Here is a 14,826-nt window from a genome sequence, read left to right on the forward strand (position 1 = left end):
GTGCACTCGGCAAGGAATGGTCACCATGGCACTGCACGAGCACTCCCACCGGCACTCCGGCCTCCGCTTCGGCTCGCGGAGTGGCTCCGCGCCGGTCAAGCACGCTGTCCACGCGGACACGTCGGTGCCGAGTGCCGGCCTCGCACGCAGCGCGGCCCTGCTGCGCCTGCTGACCGCCGGCGTCTTCCTGTGGGCCTTCTTCGACAAGGCGTTCGGCTGGAACTACGCGACGCCATCGGAGAAGGGTTGGGCCGATGGCGGCTCGCCGACGAAGGGCTTCCTCAGCGGTGTCTCGGCGGGGCCGATGGAGGCTACGTTCCACGCGTGGGCCGGGGATGCCTGGGTGGATTGGGCGTTCATGATGGGCCTGTTGGGCGTCGGTCTGGCCCTCGCGGCCGGTGTGGCGCTGCGTCTGACAGCGGTCGGGGGTACGGCCATGATGGCGCTGATGTGGGTTGCTGAGTGGCCACCCGCCAAGCACCTTTCGGACGGGGCGCCGAGCGGATCGACCAACCCGCTCATCGACTACCACGTGCTGTACGCCGGCGTCCTGGTCGCGCTGGCAGCGGCTCACGCCGGCCGCTCATGGGGGCTGGGCAGGGCATGGGAGCGGTTGCCCCTCGTGCGTGACAACCGCTGGCTGAGCTGAGCCGGATTCGCCAGGCCGGACGGTGCGCGCACCGTCCGGCCTTTTGGCTTGCCCGGCGCGTCTTCCTCGCCGGGCAAGCCTCCGCTCGCTGGCCGCGCGCCGGGGCGTGGCTGCGGGCGAAGTCAGGGACCAATTCGGCGCGCCCTCGCGCGGCAGCCGGCCGCCGTCCAGGTCCGCGCGGCCTGGTCCGACACCCGGCGCGAGGGGCGCGCCGGGTGGCTCGGCAAGCGGGGCCCAACGTCCCGCCGAACGCCCCCGACTGGCCCCTGCCTCCCGCGGCCCGCCGCGCACAGGCTGTTCTCACAGGCCACGACGACTTCACAAAGGATGGACGCGATGAGCGTACGCATCGGCATCAACGGCTTCGGACGCATCGGGCGGCAGTACCTGCGCAGCGCGCTGGAGCGTGCGCAGACGGGGCAGGGCACGCCCATCGAGGTGGTGGCCGTCAACGACATCACCCCCACCGCCACCCTGGCCCACCTGCTGGAGTACGACTCGACGTACGGCAGGCTGCGCCGCACGATCGAGCACGACGCCACGTCGATCACGGTGGACGGGCACCGCATCGCCGTGACCGCCGAGCGCGACCCGGCGGCCCTGGCATGGGGCGAGTTGGGGGTGGACGTGGTCATCGAGTCCACCGGCCGCTTCCGTACCCGCGCGCAGGCGGGCGGGCACCTGAAGGCCGGGGCCCGTAAGGTGCTGCTGTCCGTGCCCGGCAAGGACGTGGACGCCACCATCGTCATGGGCGTCAACGAGCAGGTGTACGACGCGGACCAGCATGATGTGATCTCCAACGCGTCGTGCACCACCAACTGCGTGGCGCCCATGGTCAAAGTGCTACACGAGCGCTTCGGGATCGTCCGCGGCCTGATGACCACCATCCACGGCTACACCAACGACCAGGTCGTGCTCGACGGCCCGCACAAGGACCCGCGGCGGGGGCGCACGGCAGCGGTGAACATCATCCCGACGAGCACCGGTGCCGCCCGGGCCGTGGGCCTGGTGCTGCCCGCCCTGGAAGGCGTCCTGGACGGCATCGCGGTGCGCGTACCCGTCGAGGACGGTTCCCTGACGGACCTGAGCGTGGTGCTTGAGCGACCGGCCGGGGCCGACGAGATCAACGCCGCCTACCGGGAGGCGGCCGACGGCCCGCTGCGCGGCGTCCTGCGCGTCAACGACGCGCCGATCGTCTCTCGGGACATTATCGGTGACCCCGCCTCCTGCGTTCTGGACGCACCGCTGACCCAGGCGCATGGAAGCCTGGTGAAGGCGTTCGGTTGGTACGACAACGAGGCGGGGTACACCCAGCGTCTCTTGGACCTCACCGAGCACGTGGCCGCGCGGCTTACTCCCGCCTGACGGTCACCTGTCCCAACCGGCACCGGCCCGGCCCACGCTCGCGCGGGCCGGGCCGGTGCCGTGTCCGTGAACAACGCACCGAGGCCCGTGAGGTGCCACTCAACACACCTCAACACACAGCGGGATACGCGCGCGTCCGCCGCGCGGCCGGGCGGCCGGGCGGCGGACGAGGGCGCGTCGCGGTGGACGTGAGGAGGTGGCTCAGTCGTGCGGGATGACCGCGACGGGGCAGCGGGCGTGGTGCAGCGCGGCGTGCGCGACGGAGCCGATGCGCGTGCCGATGGGGGCGCGTCGCACCCGGCGCCCGAGGACCAGCAACTCCGCGTGGGCCGTCTGGGAGAGCAGCACCTGGCCGCCGGAGCCGATTTCCACGTGCTCGCGCACCGGGACTTGGGGGAACTTCTCCCGCCACGGTGCCAGGGCCTCGGCGAGTTGCTGCTTCTCGTACGGTTCCAAGCCGCCGGCCTCGTCCGCCAGCCGCAAGGAGAGGGGGCTGTAGGCGAAGACGGGCGGCAGGCTCCACGCCCGGACGGCGCGCAGCGGCGCCCCGCGTACCGCGGCGGCCTCGAAGGCGAAGCGCAGCACCGCGGCGCTGTCCTCGGCCGAGCCCTGCTGGCCCACGACGACCTCGCCGTCCGTGCGCGCGGCCTCCTGGTCTTCGGGTGCCCGGACCGAGACGACCGGTCGCGCGACGCGGGAGATGACCTGCTGAGCGTGCGAGCCGATCAGGAACCCGACGAGCGCGCCGTGCCCACGAGAACCGAGCACCAGCAGCTCCGCGTCCTCGTTGGCTCGTACCAGCGCGGTCGTGGGCTCACCGGACAGGACAGCAGCGGTGATCTCCAGGCCCGGGTGGCGGACGGCCAGGCGCTGTCCGGCCTCGCGTACCAGGCTCTGGGCCCATTGGGCCTGCTCGTCTCTGTCGTTGACGACCGGTACTGTCATGGGCTCCCACTGCCAGGCGTGCACCACGCGCAGTGGCAGTCGGCGCCGCACCGCCTCTTCGGCCGCCCAGTCGGCGGCGGCTTCGCTCGCGGGCGAGCCGTCCACTCCCACGGTGATCGGACGAGTCATGGTCTGCCTCCAAGTGACGGACGGGCAAGGACGGAACGCCTACCCCCGTACGACCCAGCATCACGTGACGAGCCATCCCAGGTCAGGGCCTATTGGTCCCTGCCCGGGCGCCATTCGGCCGTTCCACGAATGCCTGGCGCGAGCTTTCGGCCAGCACGTGCCGAGGGACGGGGCATCATGCTGACGGATCATCCGGCACGATCCGCTGGGGCGCACGCTACGGCGCCCCGGTGAGTGTGGGAGGGCGTGCACCGTTCCGGGAGGGCGGAGCATACGCAGGTGTGTGGCCCGTGCCCGCCGGGCCGGCGGGCAGAGGCCACACACGCTCGAAGGGGCCGCGCTCACGTCATGGCTGCGCCCAGGGCCAAGAAGGCGCCCACGGCCAGCAGCAGGATGCCCATCAGCGGTGCGATGAAGCGCAGGTACTGGTCGTACCGCACCTTGGCCAGGGCCAGCCCACCCATGACGACCGCCGAGGTGGGGGTGAAGAGGTTCACCCAGCCGGAGGCCGACTGGTAGGCCGTGACGACCACCGCCCGGTCGACTCCGGCGAAGTCCGCCAGGGGGGCCAGGATCGGCATGGCCAGTGCGGCGTGCCCGGACGAGGAGGGGACGAAGAACGCCAGCGGGATGTTGACCAGGAACATCACCGCCCCGAAGACGCCGGACGAGGTGCCGGATACCGCGCTCTCCAGGCTGTCGAGGATGGTGTCGGTCACCGCGGCGTTGTTCATGATGACCGTCACCCCGCGGGCCAGCATGACGATCAGCGCCGCTCCGATGAAGTCGCCCGCGCCGGCGACGATACCGTTCGCCGTGCCCTTCTCGCCCAGGCCGCCGACCAGGCCGACGACGATCGAGGCGAGGACGAACAGGGCTGCCAGCTCGGGGAAGTACCAGCCGAGCGTCGGTAGCCAGGTGATGTGCAGGTCGGCCCAGGGGATCACGGCGAAGATCATGAAGAGGAAGGTGGCCGCGAACAGCGTCAGGACGATCCGCTGGCGCACGCTCAGTCGGGCCGTGGCGTCCTCGTCGGCCCGCAGGAGGACGTCGTCCCGCAGGAGGACGTCGTCCCGCAGGAGGACGTCGTCCTCGCCGGTCGGCACCAGCGAGCGGGTGGGATCGTGGGCGACGCGTGTGGCGTAACGCAGGATGTACGCGGCGGCCAGCGCGGTCAGGCAGGCCCACATCAGCAACCGCAGCACGATGCCGTCGCCGGTGCCGATGCCCGCACTGTCGGAGGCGACACCGGTCGCGAAGGGATTCACGGTGGAGGCTAGCGTCCCCACCCCGGCGCCCACCATGATCACTGTGGCGCCGACCATGCGGTCGTAGCCGAGCTTGAGCAGGAGCGGAATGATCAGCCCGTAAAAGCCGAGGGTCTCCTCTGCCATGCCGTAGGTGGTGCCGCCGAGCGAGAAGACGCTCAGCAACACGACGAGCAGCATCGCCCTGTGGTCGCGCAGCCGCTCCGCCAGGCGTGCAACGCCCGCGGTGAGGGCCCCCGTCCGCAGGGTGACGGTGATGAACGCGCCGACGGCCAGGACGAAGAGGAACACCCCGGCGGCGCCGGCGAACTCTCCGTTGCCGCCGGGGGCGGTCAGGTGCGAGTCGGCGCCCGTCACCCCGTACAGCCCGTTGACGGGCGCCAGGAAGAGGTCCTTGAGCCGGTCCCAAAAGCCCGTCCCCAACTCGACCGAGTGGTAGGTGCCGGGGACCGGGCTGCCGTCCTTGGTGTCGTAGCGCCCCGGCGGGATGACGAAGGTCAGCGCCCATACGGCGATGGTGACGATGACCAGGACGGTGAACGCGGAGGGGAAGGTCAGGCGCCGCCTGGGCCGGGTCGGCGGTCGGTCCGGGGCGGTGGGCGCGGAGGTCGTGCTGTGCGTGGTCATGTCGGGTCCGGTGGCGAGTAGGGGCCGGACTCGGGGTAGCGGCCACGGGGAGTGACGATGGTTCCGGCGGTGCCGTCGAGGATGGCCTGGGCGTCCGCAAGGGCGCCGATGGCCGCCATGTCGCCGGTGAGTTCGACGAACCGGCAGACCGCCTCGACCTTGGGGCCCATCGATCCGGCCGGGAAGTCAAGGCTCCGCAGCCCGGCGGGCGTGGTGTGGGTGATGGGCGCGGCCTGCTCGGTGCCGTAGTCGCTCTGCACGTGGGGCACGTCCGTGAGCAGCAGCAGCGCGTCGGCCTCCAGCGCCTCGGCCAGCAGGGCTGCGGTGAGATCCTTGTCCACGACGGCCTCGACGCCGGAGAGCTGTCCGTTCTCGTCGCGGATCACCGGCACGCCGCCTCCTCCGGCGCAGACGGCCACCGCGCCGGAGGCCAGCAGCAACCGGATCAGGCGGGTCTCCACCACGCGTTGGGGCCGCGGCGAGGGGACGACGCGACGCCAGCGGTCACCGTCCGCCTTGACGGTCCAGCCGCGCTCGGCGGCGATCCGCTCGGCCTGCGCCTGGGTGTACACGGGCCCGACGAACTTGGTCGGGTCGGCGAAGGCGGGGTCCGTGGCGGAGACGAGGGTCTGGTTGAGCAGGGCGCAGATCTGTCGGCCCGGCAGCGCGTTTTGGAGCGACTGGAGCAGCCAGTAGCCGATCATGCCTTGGGTCTCGGCCCCCAGCACGTCGAACGGGTAGGGGCGGGTCAGGGACTGGTCGGCGGCGCTTTGCAACGCCAGCACGCCGACCTGCGGACCGTTGCCGTGGGTGATCACCACTTCGTGCTGGTGGGCGATCGGGGCCAGGGCGCGGACGGCGGCGCGGACGTTGGCCAGTTGGGTGGCGGCGTCCGGGCGCTGGCCGCGGCGGAGCAGTGCGTTGCCTCCGAGGGCGATGACGATGCGCATGGCGATCAGTCGCCCAGGGTCGCGACGAGCACGGCCTTGATGGTGTGCAACCGGTTCTCCGCCTGGTCGAAGACGACGGAGTGCGCGGACTCGAAGACCTCGTCGGTCACCTCAAGGGCCGTCATGCCCGTGCGCTGGAAGATCTCGGCGCCCACGGTGGTGGCGCTGTCGTGGAAGGCGGGCAGGCAGTGCAGGAACTTCACCCTCGGGTTACCGGTCGCCTTCAGCACGTCCATGGTCACCTGGTACGGCTTCAGCAGGGCGATGCGCTCGTCCCACATCTCCTTCGGCTCGCCCATGGACAGCCAGACGTCCGTGTAGAGGAAGTCCGCTCCCACCACGCCGTCGGTGACGTCGTCGGTGAAGGTCAGGCGCGCTCCGGTGGCGCCGGCGATGCGCCGTGCCTCCTTGAGTACGTCGATGGAGGTACGCAACGACGCCGGGGCCACCATGCGCACGTCCATGCCGAGCATGGCCCCCGCGATCAGCAGGGAGTTGGCGACGTTGTTGCGGGCGTCGCCGAGGTAGGCGAAGGACACCTCGTGCAGCGGCTTGTCGGTGTGCTCCCACATCGTCAGCACGTCGGCGAGCGACTGCGTGGGGTGCCACTGGTCGGTCAGCCCGTTCCACACCGGTACGCCCGCGTAGTCGGCCAACTCCTCCACCAGGCGCTGGTCGCCGCCCCGGTACTCGATGCCGTCGTAGAAGCGGCCGAGGACCCGGGCGCTGTCCTTGATGGACTCCTTGTGGCCGAGCTGCGAGCCGGCCGGGTCGAGGTAGGTGACGTGGGCGCCCTGCTGGTGGGCGGCCACCTCGAAGGCGCAGCGGGTGCGGGTGGAGGTCTTCTCGAAGACGACCGCGATGTTGCGGCCCCGCAGGCATTGCCGCTCGGCCCCCGCCAGGCGGTCGGCCTTCAACCGGGCGGAGAGGTCGAGCAGGTGGCGGAACTCCTCGCTGGAGAAGTCCAGTTCCTTCAGAAACGAACGGTTGCGCAGGTTGACGGTCATGTCGAAGGCTCCTTGCGGGCCCGTGGGCCCGGTGGGTGTGGCGGGTGTGGTGGGTGTGGCGGGGGAGGGAAGAAGGCGGCGGGTGCCTGGCCGCTGTCAGACGGCATCGCGTTCGACCGGGCAGCTCATGCAGCGAGGGCCGCCCCGTCCGCGGCCCAACTCGCTGCCGCGGATGGTGATGACCTCGACGCCGTGGTGGCGTAGGAACGTGTTAGTGGTGACGTTGCGCTCGTAGGCGACGACCACGCCCGGCTCGACGGCCAGCACGTTGCAGCCGTCGTCCCACTGTTCCCGCTCGGCGGAGTGCACGTCCTGGGTGGCGCTGAGCACGGTGATCGAGTCCAGACCCAGGGCGTCAGCGATGGCCGCGTGCATCTGCTCAGGGGCGTTGGCCGTGGTGCGGAGCCCGGTGCCGTCGGGGCCCGGCTCGATGGTGGTGGACGGCAGCATGCCAAGGCCGGCGTACGCGGTGAAGGTGTCGCCGCTGACCATGGTCAGCACGGTGTCCAGGTGCATGAAACTGCGGCTCTTGGGGAGGTCGAGCGCCACGACGCGGCGGGCCGACCCGGCGGCGAACATGCGCAACGCCAGGGTCTCCACGGCCTGCGGCGTCGTGCGCTCGCTCATGCCGACCAGTACGGCACCGTTGCCGATGACCAGGACGTCACCGCCCTCGATGGTGGACGGGTAGGCGCTCTGCCCATCCGCCCACCGCTGGAACTCGCCCTTCTCAAACAGCGGGTGGTGCTGGTAGATGGCCTCGAAATGCACGGTCTCCCGGCGGCGGGCCCGCTTCTTCATCGGGTTGATGCTCACCCCGTCGTACGCCCAACAGGAGGTGTCCCGAGTGAACAGGTGGTTCGGCAGCGGGGCCAACAGGAAGTCGTCGGGGGCCATGGCGTGCAGGCGGACGCTCGGTATGTTCCCGGCGCGGTGCACCAACTCCCGCTTGGTGATCCCACCGATGAGACAGGTGGTCAGCTCGTCAGGGGCGAGCGAGTCGAAGAACGCCCGGAGTCGGTCCGTGGCCAGGGGGCCGAACTCCCGCTCGTCAAAGACCCGATCGTGGACCAGCGTCCGCGCTGCGGGCCTGGCCAGCGTCTCGGTGAGGAGGTCGGTCAGCAGGTGGACCCGCACGCCGCGGTCGCGCAGGGTGTCGGCGAAGGCGTCGTGCTCTTCCCTGGCGCGCTTGACCCACAGCACGTCGTCGAAAAGCAGCGCGTCCTTGTTGGTGGGAGTGAGCCGTTTGAGCTCCAGATCGGGGCGGTGCAGGATCACCTGCTTCAAGCGCCCGGTCTCGGAGTCGACGTGAAAGGACATGGTGCTCCTCGAAAGGTAGGGAAGTGGTGGGCGCCGTACGCGTGGGCTGAACTTCTTCGCGGCGGCCCTGGGCCGGTGGCGGGTGAGGCGTCGCGCCGTACACCTGAACTCTGCCGGTGAACCGGCTCCGTGACGGGCGGCAAAGGTCCCGGCCGCCCGGCCGTTCGGCACTCGCGCCGGGCCCGAAAGGCCGGGGCGAAAGGCCGTTCGTCTCTACCGGGCCCGCCGGATTCGTGCGGCGGGGGAAACGTGGTGTGGCCGGGCGCGGGAGGTCGCGTACCCCGCCCGCCTTCGGCCCGGGGCGGCGACCGCCCCGCGCCGTGCGCGGCCGGCGGGGACCGAGGGCCGACCGGCCCCAGGCCCCTTGTGCCCAACGGCCATCGTCCGCACGGCAAATCGGCCGCGATGGTGGAGGCGGCACTCCAGGCGCCAAACCCGAGAAAGGCAGGTGGGAGAGATGGAGCGCCCCCTGGTCGTAGGCGCGACGGGACGCGGTCGAGCCTGCGTGCCGTGGACTGGGCGGTGGACGAGGCGGCCCCGCCTTGGCTTGCCGCTGCGGCTGCTGCACGCGTCGCTGTGGGAGCGCTACCGGGTTCAATCGCAGTGCACCGGGCTTTAGCCCGGTGGTGACGCGATTGTGGGAAGTGCTCTGACTCGCGCTGTGCGCACGGGTCCGCACTGTCGAGCTCAGCTCGGACGGGCCGGTTTTGCTGCTCGATGTACTGCTTCACGATCGACAGTGGAGCCCCGCCGACCGACCCGGCGAGGTACGAGCCGGACCACAGCCGCTGTGCCCGCCAGTAGTGTGGGACCAGTTGCGGATACTCCTGGCGGAGCCTGCGGGAACTGACGCCCTTGAGGCTGTTGACCAGCTTGGACGGGGCAACTTCCGGCGGGACGTGCACGAGCAGGTGGACGTGGTTGTTCTCGCCGTTGCACTCGACCAGCTCGCATTCGAAGTCGGCGCACACGGCACGCATGATCTCTTCCCTGCGCGTCAGGTGGGCGTCCTTGAAGCTTGACGTCTATCTGATGAGGTCTGTACGGGCTCGAACTCGCGAGATAGACGGCACGCTGAAGCCGCGTCAGGCGCAGGGGATCGGGCCCCGTGATCGTGGACTGCGCATCTGGCGGACTTCGGCACGGAAGGGGAACGTCGGTCGCGCAGTGCGGTGACGTTCGCGCATCATCGGTCTGTGATTCCGGTCGGGGGCGCCGTCAGCGGCGCAGATGGTTACTCGTGGGCGCGGCGAGTGCCGTGTTGGTGCTGGTGCTGGCCAGCGTGGTCTCCGCGGTCTGGCAGATCGCTTACGGAGGGTTGGCGGGTGGCGATGCAGCCGGCGTGCTCGGTGTTCCTCTGGGAGCGGCCTGTCTGACCGTAGCGCTCATGGCGCTGCGAAGGCCGGTGGAAGGTGCGACGCGGAGCTCGCGAGCAGCCGGGCCAAAACGCTGGAGCGGCAGGTCGCCGACGGCGAGGGCAGAGTACATCGGCAGCTGCTGGGCGACGACTCCCAGCACATCGACCTGCGCTACGTCCTACAGCACGCTCCGGCTCGCGCCGCGACGGCCCTGCCCGCCGGGCAGATCCATGCCGGGGAGCACCCGTCGCCGGGAGCGGGGTCGCTGCCGGACATGCTGGCCTACTACCGCGCCACCTGCCCCGCCCGGCTCGTCCTCACCGGCCCGGCCGGAGCGGGCAATGCAACTCGACTGTGAGCACCGCAAAGCACTCCAGTTCGCGTAACGGCAGATCAGTCCCGATCCAGGCCGTCACTCCGCACCGTCCTGCTCCGACGCTGTCAGGCGCCGCCGGTCAGCAGACGTACGGGGGCGCCTCATCAGGAAGCTCGGATTTCGTGGCTCACGGCGTGGAGATAGTCGTCGATGGCTCGGTGATTCTTCGTGAGGCAATCGATCTTCTCTGCCATCCGGTCGCGTTCGTGTTCGAGTGTCGCAATCATGTCTGGGGTGACGTACGGCAGATGTATCGCCTGCGGACTGTCCAAGCAAGGAAGGATCTGCTTGATGATCCGCGTCGGCAGGCCGACATCGAGCAAGCCCCGGACCTGCCGCACCCGATCGACAACGTAGTCCTCGTAGTGCCGGTACCCGTTAGGGAGCCGTTCGGACTCGATCAACTCTTGTTCCTCGTAGTAACGGAGCATCCGCACCGGCGTGTCCGTGCGCTGAGAAAGCTCCCCGATCTGCATCCCTCACCCCTCGCGTCTGGGCTGCGATGCAACCGCACTTGACCCTCACATTAATGTCACACATTGATGATAACGATATGACGCGAACGGATACATCACCACCCCCTTTGGCCGCTGAGACGCGGTTCCCCATCGCGGGTCTGCTGGCGCTGGCTGCCACAGGGTTCATCACGCTCCTGACCGAGACGATGCCCGCCGGGATGCTGTCGCAGATGAGCCGCGACCTGGAAGTGAGTGAGGCGGCTGCGGGGCAGAGCGTCACGGTCTTCGCGATCGGGGCGATTCTCGCGGCGGTCCCTCTGACGAGAGCTACGATCGGCTGGCGACGCAAGCACCTGCTGCTGTTCGCGATCTCGGGGTTCGCGATCGCCAACACTGTCACCGCCATCTCCGACAGTTTCGCGCTCACCCTGGCCGCGCGATTCCTCGGCGGCATCGTCGGCGGCATGCTCTGGGCGCTCCTTGCCGGATACGCTCGGCGGATGGTTCCCGCGCACCAGCGCGGCAAGGCCATGGCCATCGCCATGGCGGGCGGGACTGTTGCACTGTCCGTCGGGGTCCCCGCAGCAGCGTTCCTCGCCAAGGCCGTCGAATGGCGATTCGCATTCGGGATCATCACGCTGGTGACTCTCGCACTGCTCGTATGGGTGATCGCCAGCGTTCCGAACTTCCCCGGCCAATCCGAGGGCGCACGACTGCCGCTGCTCCACACGTTCCGCCTACCCGGGGTCGCCCCGATCCTCGTCGTGACGTTGACGTTCGTGTTCGCACACAACATCCTCTTCACCTACATCGCCCCATTCCTGGCCCCGCTCGACATGGCAGGTCAGGTCGATTCGGTGCTACTCACCTTCGGTCTGGTTTCACTCGTGAGCATCTGGCTCACCGGCGTACTCATTGACCGGCACCTGCGCACGCTCATGATTCTCGCCTGCACGCTCCTGGCAACAGCCGCTCTCATCTTGAGTGTTTTCTCCGGTACCCCCGCTCTCGTGTACGCCAGTGCAGCCCTGTGGGGACTCGCGTACGGCGGTGCCTCAACCCTGCTGCAAACCGCGATCGCTGACGCCGCGGGTGCAGCAGGCGACGTCGCACAAGCACTCCTCACCACATGCTGGAACATCGGGATCGCCGCAGGCGGGATCATCGGCGGTATCACCCTCAACGTGCTGGGACCTCCCTCCCTGGGCTGGATCGCACTCGCCCTCTTGCTCCCCACGCTCGCTATCGTCGTCGGCACGCGTCGGCACGGATTCACCAGCCGCACATTCGAACACGTGACCACCTCCGCACCGGATGCGTGACCATCAGACACTTGAGAACGGCGCGCAGGCGTAATCAGTGGCGTCTCCTCTTGCATCCGCCGCCAGGTAGCGAGCAACGAGACACAAGACCGTGGCATAGAGATCGATACCGATTCGCACGCGCAGGTGGCCGACGCACGGCGCGAGTTCCACCACCAGCTCTCGACGAGGATCATTCGCGATAACCAAGCGATCGCCGTTGAAGACCTGGCGGTGAAGGCGCTCGCCCGTACGCGCTTGGCCACGTCCGTCCACGACGCGGGATGGTCCGCGTTCGTGACGGTGCTGGAGTACAAGGCCGTGAAGTTCGGCCGAAGTTTCCTGCGCATCGGGCGGTTCGAGCCGACCTCCCAGGTCTGCTCGCAGTGTGGCGTCAAGGACGGCCCCAAGCCCCTGCACATTCGCGTGTGGGAGTGCGGGGCTTGCGGGGCCGTCCTCGACCGGGACATCAACGCGGCGGTCAACGTCGCCAAGGCCGCCGGACTGGCGGTGTCAGCCTGTGGAGCGCAGGTGAGACCGGTACTCCTACCGGCCCAGCGCGGTGAAGCAGGAACCCACCGAGACGGTCACCCGACCGTGGCAGGAACCCTCGGGTTCTAGCCCGGCGAGCGGAAGTCAAGAAGGGCTCACCCAGTCCTCGGGCCCGCACTGCGAGGGTGGCCAGGAGGCCGTCGATCGGCTGGCCGTCGAGGCTCTGGAGCGGGTGGAGCGACGTGCGCCCGGCGTGCAGGTGACGGCCGACGTGCTGCCGGAGGAGACCGTACCCGTGCTGCGACGGGCGAGCGCCCACGCCCATGCCCTGGTCGTTGGCTCCCGCGGACGAGGGATGCTGGCCGGCGTGTTGTTGGGCTCCGTGAGCCTGGCGGTGAGGAATTAGCTTCGCCCGCCCGGCCGGACGAGGGTGTTCTCGCTGTCCCGGCCCGCGAGGTAGTCCGCGACGTTGCGTACGGTCGTCTCGATGATCTGGCCCACCGCCTCCTGCGTGAAGTACGCCTGGTGGGAGGTGACCAGGACGTGTCGGAAGGACATCAGCCGGGCGAGCGTGTCGTCCGTCATCACCTCCAAGGACCTGTCGAAGAAGAAGACCCCGGCCTCCTCCTCGTAGACATCGAGTCCCACCCCGGCCAGCCGGTTCGCACGCAGCGTTTCGACCAGCGCGCCGGCGTCGATGAGTCCGCCGCGGCTGGTGTTGACGAGGATCGCGTCGTCCTTCATCCGGGCGAGCGCCGCCGCGTCCACCAGGTGGTGCGTCTCCGGGAGCAGCGGCACATGCAGGCTGATCAGATCCGCCTCGGCGAACAGCCGGTCCTTGTCGACGTACTCCATTCCCAGTGCGCGGCACTCGGGGTTCTCGATGACGTCCCAGCCGAGCAGCCGCATGCCGAAGCCGTGCGCGATGCGCGCGAACGCGGTACCGATCTGGCCGGTGCCCAGCACGCCGACGGTGCGGCCGTGGAAGTCGCGGCCCATGAGGCCGGTGAGGCGGAAGTCGAACTCGCGCGTGCGGCTCACGGCCCGCACCGTCTTGCGGTTGACACCCAGCGCCAGGGTCCACGCGAACTCCGCGACCGCGTAGGGCGAGTAGCAGGAGACCCGGCTCACGCCCATGCCCAGGGCGCGCGCCGCTTCCAGGTCGATGTTGTTGTAGCCGGTGGAGCGTTGAGCGATCATCCGGGTGCCGCCATCAGCGAGGGCGCGCAGGGTGGGGGCGTCCAGAACGTCGTTGACGCTGCTGCTGACGACCTCGTGCCCGGCCGCCGCCGACGCGGTGTGCCGGTTGAGGAAGAGGTCGAGGCAGCACAGATCGTGCGCGCCCGCGAACGCCCGCTCCAGCAGTGGGCGCTCGTCCGCGAGTACGCCGTACGCAAGGATTTCCATGGGGACTCTCTGTCTCGTCGGTTCTTGGCGTGAGTGTGCACCGCGTAGAGCAAATACGCCCAAAGTGGACGCTTTCTGGTCCTTGCGGTCTGGCCGGGGCCGCCGGTTGTGGCCAGGCGGTTGTGGCCAGGCCGCACCCCCAGGCGGGCCGATCCGGCGAGGCGCCCGCGGCCGACCCACCTCACCACCACGCGCGGGGCGGCCCGCTGACCCTCAGTCGTGCGGCACCACGGCGACGGGGCACCGGGCGAGGTGGATGGCCGTGTGCGCGACCGGCCCCAACCGCATGCCGACCACCGAGCGGCGCGTGCCGCGCCCGACGACCAGCAGGCCCGCCTCGGACGCTGCGCGCAGCAGCGCCCGTGAAGCCCTGCCCGCGGTGACCTGCTCGACCACGGTGACCTGCGGAAACTTGGCGCACCAACGGTGCAGCGTGCCGGCCAACGCCTGCGCGGCCTCGGAGCCCGAGCGCGGCCCGGTCCGCTCGACCAGCGGTCCGGCCTCGTAGCCGTACTCCGCCGGCAGGTGCCAGGCGTAGACCGCGTGCAGCCCGCTGCCGCGCGCCGCCGCCGTCTCGAAGGCAAACCGGAGCAACTCGTCACACGGCCGGCGAAGGTCAAGGCCCAGGACGACGTCACGGTAGGGGGTCTCCACGGACGGCAACCCGTCCTCGTCCGCGAGGTGCTCGTCGACCGAGGACTCACTCGACCGTACGAACACGACCGGCGAGGCCGCCCGCGCGGCGGTGGCCAGGCTGACCGAACCGAGCAGGAACCCGGTCACACCACCGTGGCCGCGGGAGCCGATGACGAGCATCTCCGACCGCTCGGCGACGTCCAACAGAGCCTGCGTGGCCGGCGCACCAGGTCGCTCGGGGGCGACCGCCAAACGGGGGTGGCACTGACGCAGGCCCGCCTCGGCGAGGCGTAGCCGCCCCTGGGCCTGCAATGCCCTGGTGTCGGCCACGCTGCCCCCACGGCCGTCCGGCCGCGGCTCGTACGCCTGCACCAACCGCAGCGGCAGGCCACGCCGCAACGCCTCGCGTGCGGCCCAGTGAGCGGCGGCCAGGCTCTCCCGTGAACCATCGAAGCCAACGGCGACAGGACGAAGCATGAGGGCACCTCCGAGACGGGATGGCACGGGTGGCCGGTAGTCGGCCCAACGAGCCCGTACG

12 protein-coding genes and 3 pseudogenes are annotated in these 14,826 nt (G+C 69.9%); 6 read left to right on the plus strand and 9 right to left on the minus strand.

Annotated features, from left to right (window positions below):
• Window positions 1–25 precede the first annotated feature (25 nt).
• Window positions 26–649 carry a hypothetical protein gene (locus tag FHS42_RS26315; protein ID WP_184576145.1) on the plus strand — a complete coding sequence of 208 codons (624 nt, stop codon included), beginning with the start codon at window positions 26–28 and terminating at the stop codon, window positions 647–649.
• A 336-nt stretch (window positions 650–985) separates the two neighbouring features.
• Window positions 986–2,014 (plus strand): type I glyceraldehyde-3-phosphate dehydrogenase, encoded by a 1,029-nt coding sequence (gap, locus tag FHS42_RS26320; protein ID WP_184576147.1) that lies wholly within the window; start codon window positions 986–988, stop codon window positions 2,012–2,014.
• A gap of 201 nt (window positions 2,015–2,215) precedes the next feature.
• Here the strand turns inward: gap and FHS42_RS26325 are convergent, their stop codons facing one another.
• From FHS42_RS26325 to FHS42_RS26345, 5 genes are all read right to left on the minus strand, one after another.
• Window positions 2,216–3,088 carry a universal stress protein gene (locus FHS42_RS26325; protein ID WP_184576149.1) on the minus strand — a complete coding sequence of 291 codons (873 nt, stop codon included), beginning with the start codon at window positions 3,086–3,088 and terminating at the stop codon, window positions 2,216–2,218.
• 341 nt (window positions 3,089–3,429) lie between these two features.
• Window positions 3,430–4,983, minus strand: a complete 1,554-nt coding sequence (locus tag FHS42_RS26330; protein WP_184576151.1) for a YfcC family protein — start codon at window positions 4,981–4,983, stop codon at window positions 3,430–3,432.
• Window positions 4,980–5,933: a carbamate kinase gene (gene arcC, locus FHS42_RS26335; protein ID WP_184576153.1), complete on the minus strand. Its 954-nt coding sequence runs from the start codon at window positions 5,931–5,933 to the stop codon at window positions 4,980–4,982. Before arcC ends, FHS42_RS26330 begins: the two co-directional genes overlap by 4 nt.
• Window positions 5,934–5,938: 5 nt before the next feature.
• A complete protein-coding gene (argF, locus tag FHS42_RS26340; RefSeq protein ID WP_184576155.1) occupies window positions 5,939–6,940 on the minus strand; it encodes an ornithine carbamoyltransferase in 1,002 nt (333 codons plus the stop codon).
• A gap of 96 nt (window positions 6,941–7,036) precedes the next feature.
• Entirely contained in the window at window positions 7,037–8,260 is a 1,224-nt protein-coding gene (locus FHS42_RS26345; protein WP_184576157.1) for an arginine deiminase, read from the minus strand.
• Between the two features lie 457 nt (window positions 8,261–8,717).
• On the opposite strand from FHS42_RS26345, the pseudogene FHS42_RS37470 reads away from it, so the two are divergent.
• Window positions 8,718–8,849, plus strand: a pseudogene (locus FHS42_RS37470) (universal stress protein); the annotation flags it as partial.
• Between the two features lie 109 nt (window positions 8,850–8,958).
• Here FHS42_RS37470 and tnpA read toward each other — a convergent pair.
• Both tnpA and FHS42_RS26355 read right to left on the minus strand, forming a co-directional pair.
• Window positions 8,959–9,237 (minus strand): annotated as a pseudogene (tnpA, locus tag FHS42_RS26350) (IS200/IS605 family transposase); the annotation flags it as partial.
• A gap of 861 nt (window positions 9,238–10,098) precedes the next feature.
• Window positions 10,099–10,470, minus strand: a complete 372-nt coding sequence (locus FHS42_RS26355) for a MerR family transcriptional regulator (protein ID WP_184576160.1) — start codon at window positions 10,468–10,470, stop codon at window positions 10,099–10,101.
• Window positions 10,471–10,547: 77 nt separating this feature from the next.
• Between FHS42_RS26355 and FHS42_RS26360 the strand changes: the two genes are divergently transcribed.
• From FHS42_RS26360 to FHS42_RS38725, 3 genes and pseudogenes are all read left to right on the plus strand, one after another.
• On the plus strand, window positions 10,548–11,774 hold the full coding sequence (locus FHS42_RS26360; RefSeq protein ID WP_184576162.1) for an MFS transporter: 1,227 nt from the start codon (window positions 10,548–10,550) through the stop codon (window positions 11,772–11,774).
• 114 nt (window positions 11,775–11,888) lie between these two features.
• Window positions 11,889–12,374, plus strand: a pseudogene (locus tag FHS42_RS26365) (RNA-guided endonuclease InsQ/TnpB family protein); the annotation flags it as partial.
• Complete coding sequence (locus tag FHS42_RS38725) at window positions 12,316–12,651, plus strand: universal stress protein (RefSeq protein ID WP_184576164.1); 336 nt, start codon at window positions 12,316–12,318, stop codon at window positions 12,649–12,651. The pseudogene FHS42_RS26365 and the gene FHS42_RS38725, both read left to right, overlap by 59 nt.
• Here FHS42_RS38725 and FHS42_RS26375 read toward each other — a convergent pair.
• Both FHS42_RS26375 and FHS42_RS26380 read right to left on the minus strand, forming a co-directional pair.
• Window positions 12,648–13,652, minus strand: coding sequence for a 2-hydroxyacid dehydrogenase (locus FHS42_RS26375; RefSeq protein ID WP_184576166.1), 1,005 nt, complete (start codon window positions 13,650–13,652; stop codon window positions 12,648–12,650). The genes FHS42_RS38725 and FHS42_RS26375 overlap by 4 nt on opposite strands.
• A 213-nt stretch (window positions 13,653–13,865) precedes the next feature.
• The gene (locus FHS42_RS26380; RefSeq protein WP_184576168.1) at window positions 13,866–14,765 is read right to left on the minus strand and encodes a universal stress protein; all 900 of its coding nucleotides are present in this window, start codon (window positions 14,763–14,765) and stop codon (window positions 13,866–13,868) included.
• Between the last annotated feature and the right edge of the window lie 61 nt (window positions 14,766–14,826).

This window comes from Streptomyces zagrosensis (assembly GCF_014203645.1).
Taxonomy (GTDB): Bacteria; Actinomycetota; Actinomycetes; order Streptomycetales; family Streptomycetaceae; genus Streptomyces; species Streptomyces zagrosensis.

Coding starts and splice junctions, on each gene's coding strand:
- FHS42_RS26355 (WP_184576160.1), bottom strand. CDS start 10,470: ATGCAGATCGGGGAGCTTTCTCAGCGCACGGACACGCCGGTGCGGATG.
- FHS42_RS26375 (WP_184576166.1), bottom strand. CDS start 13,652: ATGGAAATCCTTGCGTACGGCGTACTCGCGGACGAGCGCCCACTGCTG.
- argF (WP_184576155.1), bottom strand. CDS start 6,940: ATGACCGTCAACCTGCGCAACCGTTCGTTTCTGAAGGAACTGGACTTC.
- FHS42_RS26380 (WP_184576168.1), bottom strand. CDS start 14,765: ATGCTTCGTCCTGTCGCCGTTGGCTTCGATGGTTCACGGGAGAGCCTG.
- FHS42_RS26315 (WP_184576145.1), top strand. CDS start 26: ATGGCACTGCACGAGCACTCCCACCGGCACTCCGGCCTCCGCTTCGGC.
- FHS42_RS26325 (WP_184576149.1), bottom strand. CDS start 3,088: ATGACTCGTCCGATCACCGTGGGAGTGGACGGCTCGCCCGCGAGCGAA.
- FHS42_RS26345 (WP_184576157.1), bottom strand. CDS start 8,260: ATGTCCTTTCACGTCGACTCCGAGACCGGGCGCTTGAAGCAGGTGATC.
- gap (WP_184576147.1), top strand. CDS start 986: ATGAGCGTACGCATCGGCATCAACGGCTTCGGACGCATCGGGCGGCAG.
- FHS42_RS26330 (WP_184576151.1), bottom strand. CDS start 4,983: ATGACCACGCACAGCACGACCTCCGCGCCCACCGCCCCGGACCGACCG.
- arcC (WP_184576153.1), bottom strand. CDS start 5,933: ATGCGCATCGTCATCGCCCTCGGAGGCAACGCACTGCTCCGCCGCGGC.
- FHS42_RS26360 (WP_184576162.1), top strand. CDS start 10,548: ATGACGCGAACGGATACATCACCACCCCCTTTGGCCGCTGAGACGCGG.